Source organism: Brevibacillus sp. NSP2.1, from assembly GCF_000470975.2.
GTDB lineage: Bacteria > Bacillota > Bacilli > Brevibacillales > Brevibacillaceae > Brevibacillus > Brevibacillus agri.
This window is the reverse complement of record NZ_CP048274.1, coordinates 543,867-557,660: the sequence shown is the minus strand read 5'-3', so window position 1 is coordinate 557,660 and position 13,794 is coordinate 543,867. Positions and strand designations below refer to the sequence as shown.

Sequence of the window (13,794 nt, the reverse complement as noted above, 5' to 3'; positions counted from 1 at the left end):
AAGACCGAGCTTTACGCTTTTTGCGCAAAGGTTTCCAGCTTCGTTTTCAGGCTGCCATCGTACAGACGGTCGCCGATTTTGATAATAATGCCGCCGAGAATCGAAGGGTCTACGACCGTTGTCATCCGCAGCTTTTTATTTACCGTTTGTCCGAACTTGTCAGCGAGCTCCGCCTGTTCTTGTTCAGAAAGCGGCTTTGCGCTTGTGACGACAGCATCTGCATAGCCACGCGCTTCGTTTGCCAATTGTACAAAGGAGCTGTAGATGTCCGACAGTTGAACTTCCCGTCCGTTGTCAATCAGGACGTTCAGGAAGTTGAAGCTCTCTTCCCCTACATGGCTTTTGAACAGCTCTTCAACCAGTTTGCCCTTTGCATCTGCCGCGATGTGCGGGTGCTGTATGATCTTTTTCAGATCTTCGTTGCCTTCCACAGCCTGCACGATCGCACCAAGGTCAGCTTCCACCTGATCGATCTTGCCACGCTCGCTCGCTACTTCAAAGAGAGCGCGAGCATAACGTTTTCCTACTGCGCTACTCATAGGCGATCTCCTACTTGAGCGAGGAATTTGTCAACAGTAGACTTTTGCGCTGCTTCGTCCAGTTCTTTTTCGATAATCTTGGAAGCCAAGAGAACGGAAAGACCTGTCATTTGCTCGCGCAGTTCGAGTTTTGCTTTTTCTACTTCACGTGCCAGCTCAGCGCTTGCGTCCGCTTTCATACGCTCGGATGCAGCTTGAGCTTCTGCCACGATTTTGCTTGCTTCATCAGACGCTTGCTTGGTAGCGCGGTCGATGATGGCTTTGGATTCAGCGCGAGCTTCGTCCAGTACGCGGCGTTGCTCTGCCAAGAGAGCCTCTGCCTCCGCACGGTTGCGCTCAGCCGATGAAATTTGATTTTCGATATGCTGACGACGTTTTTCCATGATGCCAACGATCGGGCCCATGGCAAGTTTACGAACCAGCAAGAGCAACAACAAGAACACAATTGCTTGGGTTAAAAGCGTTCCCCACTCCAGGGACACCGCTCCAAAGTCGAGCATTCGTTTCACTCCTTCCTGCGAAAAGAAAGATGTATCATCACGGTATGAACCGCTCTTTGCCAAAAAACTGGCTTCACGTTTGCGGCGAAGCTTCAAACTTCTTGTCGAATGAAAGCATAGGCCTCCACTCGCTCAAAAATAGAGGCGGGTATCAAGCGCCCGCCTATTGTTACCAATTGCTCGCTGACTACATACGACCGAAGAGAATGAAACCGATCGCTACAGCGATGATCGGAACCGCCTCTACCAGACCGAGACCCAGGAACATGAGACCCATGAGGTTACCACGTGCTTCTGGTTGACGAGCTACACCTTCAATTGTACGGGAGATTACCAGGGAGTTACCGATTGCTGCGCCAAGAGCAGCGAGACCAAATACGATACCAATTGCAAGAGCCAAACCTTCCATTGTTTAAAAACCTCCTTAGTGTTGTGAAAAGCGAATATAAAATCGGGGAAATGCTGATTAGTGATCTTCATTCACTTGCTGAGACAGGTAAACCATCGCCAGCGTAGTGAAAATGAATGCCTGTACGGAGCCGACAAACACGGAGTAGCCCAGCCACAGGAACAGCGGAATGCTTCCGAAGATCCCTACACCCAAGAGGAAGGCGATCAAAACCTCACCCGCAAAGATGTTACCGAATAGACGCAAAGGCAGCGTCAGCGGCTTGATGATGAACTCCTCCAGAATGTGAATCGGATTCAGGAATGTATGTTTCAACCATCCACCGAAGCTCTTCTTGATGCCCAAGTAGTGAGCGTACAGCAACACGATGAACGCGAGAGCGAAAGTTACGCTCGGAGTTGCGGTTGGCGATTTCCACCAGCCGATGACAACACCGTGTGAATGCGGATCGGTTGAGTTCAGCTCTTCCTCAAGCTTAGCCAACTTTTGCTGCTTCGCCTCTTCGCTCGTAGAAGCCGTCAACATGTCTTTAACCTTTTCGCTTACTTGATGGTCAGGACTGTTGTGGTGAGCTGTATTTACGTTAAATACGAGACCCAGTTGGTTTCCCAGGAAGATGTAGAGGAACAAAGTCAGCGCCAGCGAGACAAAACCCGCAGCCTTTTTCGGTGAGATATAGCTTTTTGTAATACCGGTTACGAAGTCTACAATCCATTCCATCACGTTTTGCGCGCCGCTTGGAGTAGCGGAGGTCAGGTTGCGAGTCATCCCGATACAGAGCAAAAGCACCACCAGAGAGGTTACCAAAATCATGAGAATAGTGGAGATGTCAAATACCATGCCCAACCATTCAAATCGCAGAGAATAATGCATGTATTTCACCCCTTTCTTCCGCGCGAGTATATTGCTTAGCGTGCATGTGTAAAAAGAATTCTACTATCTATTTAAAGGAGCGATACACAAAAAGGAAGCTGAGAATCTGAAAGAGGAACAAGCCGATCAACACTCCGGCCAGTCCGAACAAATGAGGGAAGCGCATAGTTAAAAAGACAGCAAAGCCTGCCACGACCAATCGTTGCAGCATACCTGTCCCTTTGGGCCGCACGCCTGGATCAACAGCCATCTGGCCAATTCGCCAAGTTTTGCTGAAGAGGACCGTGCCATTCACTAGACTGCCAGCCATCCCGAGCAGGAGGCTTTGCAAAAAGAAACGATAGGATGGCAACAGCGCCCAGAGTATCGCGGCGATTGCCATACAGAAAAAGGCATAGCGAAACGTGTATCGCATTGCCGAAGAAAACGTTTGCATGTCCCATCTCCCTAGAGGTAACCGCGAATGATGCGGTAGACGCTGTACACGCCTATTCCTAATCCCGCGAGCAGTCCAACCATCAAAAACAACGGATTGGTAGCGAAAAGGCCATCCAGGTATTTTCCCAGAAAGACTCCCGCAACCACGCAAACGGCCATATCGACACCAATCAGAGTGACCAACGTGATGGCTCGCCAAGGATTATCAATTTTCGACACGGAACAACATTCTCCTTTCATACATAAGGAGAGGGCTGGTGTCAAGTGCCCCTTTGCCCTCATCCATATTAACGAAGAATTATTCCCTTTGTCAACGTTCGTCTTGTTCTGTACACAAAGCGTTCACAATTGAAAATCTACATTTTTTCAACAATCGTCGAAACCCCTTGTCCGCCGCCGATACACAAGGTTGCTAAACCATATTTTGCCCCTTCGCGCTTTTGCAATTCGTGAACAAGTGTCACTAAAATTCTCGCCCCGCTTGCGCCAATTGGATGACCTAGCGCGATCGCTCCCCCGTTAACGTTCAGCTTTTCGCGGTCGATGCCGAGCGCTTTGCCCACAGACAGCGACTGGACGGCAAAAGCTTCGTTCGCTTCGATCAGATCCATGTCGGACAATGACAGTCCTGCCTTCTCCAAAACGCGCTTGGTCGCGGGAACAGGCCCGTAGCCCATGATGCTCGGATCGACCCCTGCGCTGGCGTTGGCCACGATGCGCGCGAGCGGCTTGACGCCCAGTTCTTCCGCTTTTTCCCTGGTCATAATCAACAGGGCCGCCGCGCCGTCATTAATGCCGGATGCGTTGCCCGCTGTCACGGTTCCGTCCTTTTTAAAGGCTGGCTTCAGCTTGGCGAGCATCTCTGCTGTCACGCCGGCACGCGGAAACTCGTCGACGGAAAACAGCACCGGATCGCCTTTGCGCTGCGGAATCGGAACGGGCACGATCTCGTCCTGAAAACGGCCGCTTTCCAGAGCCTTCTGGGCTTTTTGCTGGCTCCACGCCGCAAACTCGTCCTGTTCTTCCCGTCCGATCTCGTATTTGGCGCACAGATTTTCAGCCGTGATTCCCATGTGGTAGTCGTTGAATGCGCACCAAAGACCATCGCGGATCATCGTGTCGACCACCTTCTGGTCACCCATGCGGTACCCGGAGCGCGCTCCCTCCAGCAAGTAAGGGGCCTGACTCATGTTTTCCATGCCTCCTGCCAGCACGACCTCGGCGTCTTCGCTCAAAATCGCCTGCACAGCCAAATGAACGGCTTTCAGTCCTGAGCCGCATACTTTGTTAATCGTCAAGGATGGCACCTCGTGCGCCAAGCCTGCTTGAATGGCAGCCTGACGAGCAGGGTTTTGTCCCAGACCCGCGGACAGCACGTTCCCCATAATCACTTCATCGACTGCATCCTTGGACACACCTGCGCGCTCCAAAGCTGCTTCGAGGACGATTCCGCCCAGCTTTGTCGCGCTGATTCCAGCAAGCGTGCCCTGAAAGCTGCCGATAGCCGTGCGCACTGCGCTTGCGATAACGATTTCCTTTTGACCCATCTTCCATACACTCCTCGAATGAACAGGATAGCCAACCTTCTTAAAATTCCATATTTTTGTACGGATTCCTGCTAAGAAATCGTTTTCACGTTAGAAAAAGCGTCTTGCCTCCGGAAACGCTGCAAAAAGCGGAAGACGTTTTTTCTATACGCGTACGGGCGTGCTCGTGATCGTGCTACTCAAGCGCACGATCACGCTTTGGCAATCTGGGCGGCTACCCGTTTGGTGGCGATTGGACTGCCTTGGCAGTGCCGATGCGGCCCGCTTACGGACGCGGCTGGCGAACCCCGCTGATGTAGAGCAGATCGTAGGTAACCCGCACGCCATGCTCTCCGCCGTACGTCCTCTCGTAATAGTCCATCATCGCCAGCAGCAGCCTCCTTCGGCCCAGTCCCGCACTCTTGTCCTCGCTCGCATTGGCGCCTACTGCCTTGACCGCGTGCAAAAAGTCCGAAACGCCCGGATAGGCCAGCACCACCTTTTGCGTCGTTGCCCGCAGGGAACTCATTCCCGCCGCCTCCAGCATGGACAGCCACTGCTCCGCCGATAGAAACGACAGACCGTGCCGTACCCCTTTTTCGCCCAGACTGGCGTGGGCATGGGCAAACGAATCGTGCAGTTCGCAAAAGGTGTCCGGCCCGAAGGTGGAAAAATAGAGCGGAGCGTTTGGCGCAAGCAAGCGGCACAAGCCACGGATGGTCTGCTCGGGACGAAAAAACCACTGGAAGCAGGCTCCTGATACAATCAAGTCTTTGCACGCCGCCGGCTGCGTCCAGACCCATTCCTCAGCATCGGCCTGGTAAAAGCTGCCTGTCAGGCCGAGACGGGCAAGACTGGCCTGTGCCTGCGCGATCATCCCTGCTGCGAGGTCAATCGCCTCGTAATCGGCATGGGGGTACTGGCTCCGAATCAGACGGGTCAGCCCCCCTGTGCCGCAGCCGACCTCGAGGATGCTGGCGACCGCGTCCCGGGGAATAGCCGTCTGAACCATTGCGCTCAGTCGATTCGCCATCTCCTTTTGCACGATGGCGTACTGCTCATAGAAGGCTGCCTTGTTACTGAACCGATGCTTGACCGTGTTTCTGTGCAATCTGCTTCACCATCCTCGTTACCGCTGTCCCGACCACGTCCGGGTAAAAAATGTGGGGCGCGTGGCCGCAGTCTTGCAGCCGCACAAACTCAGCAGCCGGCAGCGCGCCTGCCAGCTCCTCGCCCGCTGCCAGCGGACAGATGAGGTCGTCTGTTCCGTGAATGACGACGGCAGGACAGAAGAGTGACGCCGCTTTATGCCGACAGTCCTCGCTTGCCAGGTAGTCGAGACCCGCGAGCAGCGCTTGCTGGCTCCACTGCGCCCCGGCTGTTCCCGTATCCACCCGGTTTTGCCCGCGTTCTTTTGCCGTCAGCATCTGCTCCGCGAACTGGGCCATGATCCGCTCGCGGTCTTTTGGCAAAAGGCGTTTCATCCGTTGCAGCACGGCTGCGCCCCAGCCACGGTCACGCTCTGCCGACTCGCGGACAAAGCGCATTGTCGCACCGACGAGAACCAGTCCTGCTACGGGCCGCGAAGCAGCCTGCCTGAGCGCCAGCAGCCCGCCCATGGACCATCCGACGACAACCAGCTCTTTTCCGGCGACAGAGCGAGCTGTCTGTTCTACTGCCTCGTAAAACTCTTCCGGACGGGACACGCGCGAAAAGTCCGGTGCCAGGTGCAACGCACAAGGAAGCTGTCGACGGACTTGCTCCCAGCACGAATCCGGCATCCCCCAGCCCGTCAGCCAAAGTATCGCAGGTGTCACAGCGCCTCCCTCCCGTCCAGCTCATCACGAATGGCAGCCAGCTCCTGGACGGCCCACGCTAGCTCATCCGGCGTATGCGTCGCCATCACGGTAAAGCGGATGCGCGCCGTCCCGTCCGGAACGGTGGGCGGACGGATGGCGACAGCGGCAATCCCGCGCTCCAGAAGCTTCTGGCTGAATTGCAGCGCCCGCTCGTTTTCTCCTATCGCCAGCGGGATAATTTGCGTGTCCTCATCTGCTACGGCAAAGCCGCTCGCGCGCAGTTTCTGGCGGAACCAACTCGCGTTTTGCCGGAGAGCTTGCCTTCTCCACGTGTCCGTTTCGATCTGCGTCAAAGCTGCAAGCGTCGAGCCGATGACGGCAGGCGGCAGAGCGGTGGAGTAAATGAGCGAGCGGGCCTTCGAGCGCAGATGGCGAATCACGGGCTGATCGGCACAGACGTAGGCGCCGTACACCCCAAAAGCTTTGCTGAACGTGCCCATGAGCACATCTACCTGATCGGCCATCCCCAGCTCGTGGCACAAGCCCTGGCCCTGTTCCCCGCGCACTCCCCCTGCATGCGCCTCGTCGACCATGAGCAGGGCGCCGTAGCGCTCGCGCAGCTCGGCCAAAGCAAGCAGCGGAGCCTTGTCGCCATCCATGGAAAACACGCTGTCCGTCACGATCCATTTTCGTCTCGCTCCCTGATGCTTTTGCAGCAAAAACTCCAGATGCTCCAGATCGTTGTGCCGATACCGGACGTGCTCGGCACGGCTCAGGATGATGCCGTCGACGATGCTGGCGTGGTTCAGCCGATCGCTAAAAACGACATCGCCCCGGCCTGCCAGTGCCGCGATCACTCCCGTATTCGCCTGATAGCCGTTGGCAAACACGAGCGCTCCTTCGCGCTGCTTCCACTCGGCCAGGCGCCGCTCCAGTTCGTCGTACAGCGGGTAGTTGCCGAGCACGAGGCGGGAAGCAGTTCCGCCTGCGCCCCATTTTCTCGCAGCCTTTTCGCCCGCTTCCACGATTCGCTCTTCATGAGCAAGCCCCAGATAGTTGTTGGCGGACAAATTCAGCAGCTTTTTCCCGCAAACCCGAATCCATGCGCCGCCTGCTTCGGCTATCGGTTCAACCGTCTGCCACGTTCTGTCCAGCGACTGCTCCCGCATCCGGCTCCACTCCGCCTCCAGCCATTCGTACTTGCGTTTCATGTGCCACACCTCTTTACCTACAGCGCACATAGCTCGATCTCGAAGCCAAGGTCTTCGATCATTTTGTGATCGCTGGAAATCTCCTGTCCCGGCGTCGTCAAATAGTCGCCGACAAACAGCGAATTGGCCGCGTAGAGCGACAGCGGCTGCAAGCTGCGCAGATTCACCTCGCGTCCGCCTGCCACGCGAATTTCCTTGTCAGGGCAGACGAAGCGGAACAGCGCCAACACCTTCAGCGCCTTTTGAGCAGGCGTGCGGCCCTGGTTTTGCAGCGGAGTCCCCGGAATCGCATTCAAAAAGTTGACCGGGATCGAATCCGCATCCAGACTGCGCAAGGCAAATGCCATCTCGACGATCTCCTCGTCGCTCTCCCCCATGCCGACGATGACGCCAGAGCACGGTGACATCCCGGCTTTTTTCACCGTATCGACGGTTTCCACCCGCTGATCGTATGTATGGGTCGTCGTGATCGCCGAGTAATGGTTGCGGCTTGTGTTCAGGTTGTGGTTGTAGCGATGCACGCCCGCTTCCTTCAGCCGCTGTGCCTGCTCGTCGCTCAGGATGCCGAGACAAGCGCATATTTTCAGCGGCATTGTCTCGCGAATTTCTTTGACTGCTTCGATCACCTGGCCCAGCTCCTTTTCGGTCGGACCACGGCCGGAAGCGACGATACAGTACGTCCCTGCCTTCCGGTTCAGCGCTTCCCGCGCTCCTGCCAGCAGCGTGTCTTTGTCGAGCATGGTGTACTTGGCTACAGGAGCCGTGGAGACGATCGACTGCGAGCAGTACCCGCAATCTTCCGGGCACAGGCCGCTTTTGGCGTTCAGGATCATGTTCAGCTTGACCTTTTTCCCGAAAAAGTGCTTCCTGACCTGAAAAGCGGCGTGCAATAGCGGCAGCAGCTCATCGTCTGGCGCTTGCAAGACGCGCAACGCCTCCTCCTGCGTCAGCGCTTCCTTTTGCACAGCCTTCTCTGCATACTCGTTCCAGTTCACTGCAACCGTCTTGTTCATCCTTGTATCTCCCCTTTAATAGTTTGCTTTTTCAGCACACTCTCGACAGGCGACACGTTCACATGCGCCCTCACCGATTCAGCCAATTGCTGTTGGGTAAACGCTCCGCCCATGTACGGCAGCACTCCCCAGACAGACACATTTCCGTAACGCTCGATCATCGCGGCATTCGTGGCGATACTCTGGTCGGTCGCCGTTGCGGGGGCTGCTTCATTTAAAATCACGCCGGCCACCTCAAGCCCCCGGGAGCGTGCATACCAGACCGACAAGAGCGTGTGGTTAATCGTGCCAAGCCCTGCGCGGGCGACCAGCAACAGCGGCAGGTTCAGCCTGACGGCGAGGTCGATCATCATCTCCGTTTGCGTCAGAGGCACTGCCAGCCCGCCGGCCCCCTCTACCAGCAGCCAGTCGTGCTTCGCCATCAAGAAATGCCCGCCCGCAACCACTTCGTCGAGCGCGAGCGTCCTGCCCTCGGCTTGTGCTGCCAGCCAGGGCGTCAGCGGCGCGGAAAAAGCCAGAGGCGCAATTTCCTCGCACAAGTCCTCTACACCGCTCCAGGCCCGCAAGCGAAAAGCATCGCTCGTCTGCTCATGCGCCAACGCCCCGGATTGAACGGGCTTCCACACGCCGACATCCGAGCCTCTCTCGCGCAGCGCGGCCGCGATTCCAGCCGTAACAACGGTTTTGCCCACCTCCGTATCCGTCCCGGCAACGAACAATCCTGCAAACTCCTTCTTCATCGCACCGTCTGCCCCTTTTGTTCCAGCGTGACCTCGCGGATGGATTCGGCCAAAATTTGCACCATTTCCGCAATCTCGCCCATTCTGGAGGCAAGCGGCGGGATGAAGACGATCACATTGCCCAGCGGTCTGGTCAGCAGCCCTTTTTCTCTCGCCCGCTGGCAGACGCGGACGCCGATGCGCTCGTTCCAGTGGTACGGCTCCTTCGTTTGCTTGTCCCGGACCAGCTCGATTCCTGCCATCAAGCCTTTTTGCCGGATATCGCCGACGTGCGGCTCTGCCTTTAGCGGCTGCAAAAGCTGCTTTAGACCGACCGCTTTTTCTGCCACCTGCTCGACCAGTCTTCGCTCCTCCATCAGCCGCAAGTTTTCCAGCGCTACGGCACAGCCGAGCGGATTCCCGGTAAACGAGTGGCCGTGGAAAAACGTCTTCTGTTCCTCGTAGTCCGCGTAAAAAGCGTCGTAGATGTTTTCGGTAACAAGCGTGGCGGCTACAGGCAAATAGCCTCCGGTCAGCCCTTTGGCAACGGCCATGATGTCTGGCACTACGCCGTCGTGCTCACAGGCGAACATTTTTCCCGTCCGTCCAAAGCCTGTCGCCACCTCATCCGCAATCAGCAACACGTCATGCGCGCGCAAAAGCTCGGCAATCCGTTTCAAACAGCCGTCCGGCATGACGATCATTCCGCTGGCTCCCTGGACGACAGGCTCGACAATCATGGCGGCAATCTCGCCTGCTTTTTGCTGCAGCAAGCTCTCCAACTGGCTCAAGGTTGCTTCCATGGCCGCCTGTTCGCCTCCATCCCGGTACGGATACGGGTAAGGGATGACGTGCGGAGAAAACAACAGTGGCTTGTAAACCTGATGGTACAGCGGGATTGCGCCCACGCTGGTCGCTCCGATCGTGTCGCCATGGTAGGCGTTGTTCATCGTGATAAACGAATGCTTGCCCGTCTGCCCGCGGTTTTGCCAATACTGGAACGCCATTTTCAGGGAGATTTCTACCGCAGTCGCGCCGTTGTCCGAGTAAAACACTTTGCTGAGTCCAGGCGGAGCGATTCGCACAAGCTGCTCGGCCAGCAGGATGGACGGCACGTTTGCCATTCCCAGCAGAGTCGAGTGCGCGATTTGCGATAGCTGCTCCATGATCGCCTGGTTCAGCTCGGGGACATTGTGGCCGTGAACGTTCAGCCATACGGAAGAAAAGCCGTCGTAATACGCCTTGCCATTGACGTCGATCAACTTGACTCCTTCGCCTCTGGCAATAATCAAAGGCTCCTGCGCGTTGTAGTCTTTCATCTGCGTAAATGGATGCCACAAAAATTGCTTGTTCTTTTGCGCCAGCTCGTCATAGTCATAAGTATGTAACAACCATACCACATCCTTGGTTAACATATATTTGTTAACTAAAATGTTAATTCGGTTTACCATTTTTGACAACGATTTTTTCTTTGGAGCGGGAAACAAAAAAAGACCACGCTCCCCCGTGATTGGAGAAGCATAGTCTTTGCTTTGTGCGCTTTATTTGGTTTGCTGCAAAATGCGATAGAGCGCCACGACACATACCGCTCGGGTCGTCGGCTTGTTCGGCTGGTATTTTCCGCTGACCGGATCAATCAGGCCGAGCCCAACCATGTTGGTGATGGACGAGGCAGCCCAGGACGGCCATGTTCCTTTGTCGGAAACCGTTTTGGCCGCTCCCTTTTTGTTTACCAGACGGTCCAGGATGACAGCCGCTTCTGCCCTCGTCACAGGTTGGTCCGGACGGAACGTCTTGTCCTCGTAGCCTTTTACCAGGCCTTTGGCAACGGCCACCTGGACCGCTCCCTGCGCATAGGCAGGCACCTTGTCCTTGAAGCTGAGCTTCGGCGAGTCGGGCAGCTCCCAGTGGAACGTACGTGCCAGCAAGGTGACGAATTGCGCTCTGGTAAGCGAAGTTTCCGGTCCGAACCTCGTTTCCGTCAATCCTTTGACGTATCCGTTCTCCGCCATAAACATGATTTCCTTCTTGGCCGGGTGGTTGGCGATATCGGTGAACGACGGACTCGCCGCGCCTGCATCGTCCATATAGTACGGAACGTATTTGCCGTAGCTGTTCACCTCATACACCCACTGCCCTTGCGCGTTTTTGGTGCCCAAGAGCGGATCGAGCGTCTGGTTGGTTTCGTTGACGTACAGAAGTCCGATTCCTTTTCCGGCAATCCACTTCTTCGGCACAAGCGTCAGCTTGATCGGGGAAGTCGAGATCGCATCGTCCGTGCCTGCCTTGCGCTCTCCCGGCTTGATCGTGAACGAGTAGTCCGCAGGGACATACCCGGGCAGTTGCTGGTTGACGATCGAGTCGATTTCCACCAAAGCGCTGTCCAAAAACGGAGCGGTTTTCTCAAACGAGTAGGCAAGGTCAAGCTCCGCGCCCAGCGACGTGCTGTCCGGCAGCTCAGGCACGACAACCGCATTGCCCGGCTGGCCTGTCTGGTTCGGCAAAAGGAGCGAGAACTCGTCGAAGTACAGCGTTCCTTTGTCATGCGTAATGCCGTCATTCGGCTGGTCGACTACGTAGATGCTCTTCAGCTTCAACGGATAGGCGGCATTGCTCGGGAAGTAGCCTTTTACCTGCTTCCAGCCTGTCCAGTCGATTTCTTTGGCCAGATCGACGTAGACAGTTTTGCCGTTGGCATCGAGCACTTCTGCGCGCAGCCAATGTCTGCTGTTGTCCCCGTTTACCCACAAGCCGATTCCGAGCGGCTTGCCCGGGATGGCGACAGGCTGGGCGCCCAGCACGCCGTAAGAGATGCGCATGTTGTTCGCTGGCGCTCCGGAGAAGTTGTAGACGAGCTTCGCCGCTTTTTTCGTGCGGAACACCTGGTCCTGAACGAGCGCAAACGAGCCTGCCGAGCTGATGCTGCTCGGGTTGGCCGCGTGGTACATGCCGACCTGGTTGTCAAACGTCAGCCATGGCTGTTCGAATTGACCGACCGCAAACGGAACGGTTGTCGACACACCGTCATACGTAATCGTCAGGTGTCCATTTCCCGGTTCGCTTCCTGCTATCAACTGCAGCTTGTCGTTGACGGTAGCGACTGCGGAGTCTACGCTCGCTTTGACGCTGAGCGGCGTCGCCTGAATCGTCGCTCCTTTTTTCGTCTTGATTTTCACATCAAGCGTCACGGCTTGTCCCGGTGCGATCGTGACCGGATTCGGGGAGACGACGATTTGTTGGACTTCGCTGCCCGCAATGACGTGCACCTCTTTGTTTTGCGCCACGTTGCCCAGGCGACCCGTCAGTGTAATCTGGCCGGAGCGGGCTGGCGTAAAGCGTTGTCCCTCTACTGTTCCTGCATCGGCTTGCGGGATTTCCCACGTGACGTTCGCCGGATTGATCGCGTATGGCTGGTAATGCGTGTCGTAACCTTTGGAGGCATTGAGCGTCACGGTTTGGCCGATGAGGATGTCCGCTGGCACGTCAATTTGGAATCCTCGCAATTCTCCTGGCGGAGCGGTGTTGTACACAGCAAGGCCGGTCGGCACGCGGCGTTCGGCACCGCCGCTCGGCTTGTTGGCGAGGTTGGCATGCGTCTCGCCCAGCATGCGCGCAGCCAATGTCGTAGAGCCGCCACCGTCAAAATTCACGGCACGGTAGGAGCCGAGCTCTGCCATGATTTTTGCCAGCTCGTCCAGGTAAACGCCTTTGCTGGCATCAATGGTGACCATGTACAGCGTCTTGCCATCCTGGGACACGCCCACTGCCGTGCGTGCATTGACAGAAGTGATCGACTTGTCCGCCTGGAACGACGTCAAAGCTTTGCCCTGATCCACGAGCAGCACGTTGCCCCCGACGGCTTGCTTCAGGTCGAGTGTTTGCGGAGTTGTTTGGTACTCGATGGTCGCTTTGGCGCCCACCGGGAAATTTTGTTTGAGGAAGGCCGCTGCCGCGCCGTGTCCCCACAAGACGTATCCGTTGTAAGGTATGTAGACTCCCGGTTGGTTGACGCGCACTTCCTTGGCGACGTTGTCCACGAACAAAATCTCGACGACGTCCTTGTAGCCCGGAATTGCGCCGAGACTGGTTTTGCCAAAGGAAGGCGTGTAGACGTTCAGTTGGTTCTGGTGGCTTTTGCGGCCGTCGCTCGGATTGTACTCTTCTTTGTTGACGCCTTGAATCGAGTAGACAGCCCCGTTCGGCGCGGTGACTTTTCCGCCAAACCCGAACTTGTCGATGATCGCGACCTTGTCTCCGGTCAGCCCCAGGCTATACCAGTACGAGATCAGCCCCATCGAGGAAATCAACTGCTCGTCCTTTATTACGATGCCAAACGGCGCGCCCCGCTTGGACATGTTGAAAAAGTCGGCGTTGATCGCCGCAACCGCGCCTGTTTCGCGCGCCATCTGGGTGACGGTCTGTCTTTCCGTCAGCTTGCCGGCGGTCCCGTAGACGGGCTTGACCTCCACGTACGGGTTGTTCAGGTCGACCTTGGTAACCATGATGGTCACGACCTGATTCGCAAACGATTTCGTATATTTGAGCAAAGTGGTCCCCTCGCCAATCGGGGTTTGCCACACCATATTCAATGCACTGGTTTCCGCCCTGGCGTGCGCGACATTCGTCGCAAGGGGCACAAACGGAACAAAAGCTCCCCAGGCCATCGTCGTAGCCGTGAGCAGCGTCACTATCCTTTGCGCTCTCATGTTGGTGACTCCTCTCCATTTTCCAAACTCTGTCTGTTCCCTATGTAAGTCGGTAACTATT

General features: G+C 56.2%; 14 protein-coding genes. All 14 read right to left on the bottom strand.

Annotated elements, in window-relative coordinates:
• Positions 1 to 11: 11 nt before the first annotated feature.
• Positions 12 to 539 (bottom strand): F0F1 ATP synthase subunit delta, encoded by a 528-nt coding sequence (locus M655_RS02700; protein ID WP_005831756.1) that lies wholly within the window; start codon positions 537 to 539, stop codon positions 12 to 14.
• Positions 536 to 1,039, bottom strand: coding sequence for a F0F1 ATP synthase subunit B (gene atpF, locus M655_RS02695; RefSeq protein WP_005831754.1), 504 nt, complete (start codon positions 1,037 to 1,039; stop codon positions 536 to 538). The genes M655_RS02700 and atpF overlap by 4 nt, the downstream gene beginning before the upstream one ends.
• 187 nt (positions 1,040 to 1,226) lie before the next feature.
• Positions 1,227 to 1,448 (bottom strand): F0F1 ATP synthase subunit C, encoded by a 222-nt coding sequence (atpE, locus tag M655_RS02690; protein WP_005831752.1) that lies wholly within the window; start codon positions 1,446 to 1,448, stop codon positions 1,227 to 1,229.
• Between the two features lie 57 nt (positions 1,449 to 1,505).
• Positions 1,506 to 2,321, bottom strand: a complete 816-nt coding sequence (atpB, locus tag M655_RS02685; RefSeq protein WP_007786053.1) for a F0F1 ATP synthase subunit A — start codon at positions 2,319 to 2,321, stop codon at positions 1,506 to 1,508.
• A gap of 67 nt (positions 2,322 to 2,388) precedes the next feature.
• Positions 2,389 to 2,757 carry an ATP synthase subunit I gene (locus tag M655_RS02680; RefSeq protein WP_007786055.1) on the bottom strand — a complete coding sequence of 123 codons (369 nt, stop codon included), beginning with the start codon at positions 2,755 to 2,757 and terminating at the stop codon, positions 2,389 to 2,391.
• Positions 2,758 to 2,768: 11 nt separating this feature from the next.
• Positions 2,769 to 2,978 (bottom strand): AtpZ/AtpI family protein, encoded by a 210-nt coding sequence (locus M655_RS02675; protein ID WP_005827760.1) that lies wholly within the window; start codon positions 2,976 to 2,978, stop codon positions 2,769 to 2,771.
• A 137-nt stretch (positions 2,979 to 3,115) separates the two neighbouring features.
• A complete protein-coding gene (locus M655_RS02670; RefSeq protein WP_005827763.1) occupies positions 3,116 to 4,306 on the bottom strand; it encodes an acetyl-CoA C-acetyltransferase in 1,191 nt (396 codons plus the stop codon).
• A 265-nt stretch (positions 4,307 to 4,571) separates the two neighbouring features.
• The gene (gene bioC / locus M655_RS02665) at positions 4,572 to 5,396 is read right to left on the bottom strand and encodes a malonyl-ACP O-methyltransferase BioC (RefSeq protein WP_026557561.1); all 825 of its coding nucleotides are present in this window, start codon (positions 5,394 to 5,396) and stop codon (positions 4,572 to 4,574) included.
• Entirely contained in the window at positions 5,362 to 6,102 is a 741-nt protein-coding gene (locus M655_RS02660; RefSeq protein ID WP_026557562.1) for an alpha/beta fold hydrolase, read from the bottom strand. The genes bioC and M655_RS02660 overlap by 35 nt, the downstream gene beginning before the upstream one ends.
• Positions 6,099 to 7,295, bottom strand: coding sequence for an 8-amino-7-oxononanoate synthase (gene bioF / locus M655_RS02655; protein ID WP_005827770.1), 1,197 nt, complete (start codon positions 7,293 to 7,295; stop codon positions 6,099 to 6,101). Before bioF ends, M655_RS02660 begins: the two co-directional genes overlap by 4 nt.
• Before the next feature lie 17 nt (positions 7,296 to 7,312).
• On the bottom strand, positions 7,313 to 8,308 hold the full coding sequence (gene bioB / locus M655_RS02650) for a biotin synthase BioB (RefSeq protein WP_005827772.1): 996 nt from the start codon (positions 8,306 to 8,308) through the stop codon (positions 7,313 to 7,315).
• The gene (gene bioD / locus M655_RS02645) at positions 8,305 to 9,048 is read right to left on the bottom strand and encodes a dethiobiotin synthase (protein ID WP_026557563.1); all 744 of its coding nucleotides are present in this window, start codon (positions 9,046 to 9,048) and stop codon (positions 8,305 to 8,307) included. Before bioD ends, bioB begins: the two co-directional genes overlap by 4 nt.
• The gene (gene bioA, locus M655_RS02640; protein ID WP_035422955.1) at positions 9,045 to 10,442 is read right to left on the bottom strand and encodes an adenosylmethionine--8-amino-7-oxononanoate transaminase; all 1,398 of its coding nucleotides are present in this window, start codon (positions 10,440 to 10,442) and stop codon (positions 9,045 to 9,047) included. Before bioA ends, bioD begins: the two co-directional genes overlap by 4 nt.
• Positions 10,443 to 10,568: 126 nt before the next feature.
• Positions 10,569 to 13,733, bottom strand: a complete 3,165-nt coding sequence (locus M655_RS02635; RefSeq protein ID WP_026557565.1) for a phosphodiester glycosidase family protein — start codon at positions 13,731 to 13,733, stop codon at positions 10,569 to 10,571.
• Positions 13,734 to 13,794: the final 61 nt, after the last annotated feature.